The sequence below is a fragment of the Shewanella sp. SG41-4 genome (assembly GCF_014164505.1).
GTDB lineage: Bacteria > Pseudomonadota > Gammaproteobacteria > Enterobacterales > Shewanellaceae > Shewanella.
In genome coordinates this window covers 1-537 of the sequence record NZ_JACJFI010000747.1, presented here as the reverse complement: position 1 = coordinate 537, position 537 = coordinate 1, and the positions used below count along the sequence as shown (strand labels likewise).

Annotated in this window: 1 protein-coding gene; it reads right to left on the bottom strand. The window is 47.7% G+C overall.

From position 1 onward, the window contains the following. The coding region (tnpC, locus tag H5202_RS23650; RefSeq protein WP_182774150.1) for an IS66 family transposase at window positions 1-537 on the bottom strand (537 nt) is incomplete at both ends.

Here is a 537-nt window from a genome sequence, read left to right as displayed (position 1 = left end):
ACGCAGGCGGCCGCGCGACTATTGTGGAAGTCGTAAAGCACGATATTAGGGATAGGATTATTCGGGTCTGGTGAATCTCGACCTGAGCAATACACCCACATGTAGCTGTTCACTTTATCGGATTTTACCACCTTTAATGGCGTTTCATCGGCAAATAGCGTGGGCTGCTTTAACAGCTCGGCTTTAAGTCGCTCAACTAGTGGCGCGAAGAGTGCGGCGGATTTGTCTATCCAGCTACTCATGGTCTGGCGACTGAGCTCAATACCGTATTGCTTGAACATTGCCTCCTGGCGATAAAGCGGTAACCCATATTGGTATTTACTGGTGATAAGCTGACTGAGCAAACTGCTTGTTGCAATGCCTTTGTTGATGGGCATGGCAGGCATTGAGGCTTGCTTTATCTGTGTGTGAGTCGAGGATTTATCACAGTGACGGCAAGCGTACTTAGGCCGAATGTGCTCAATCACTTTGATTTGAGCGGGAATAAACTCAAGCTTTTCTGACTTATCTTCACCCATTTTATGTAGCTCACCGCCA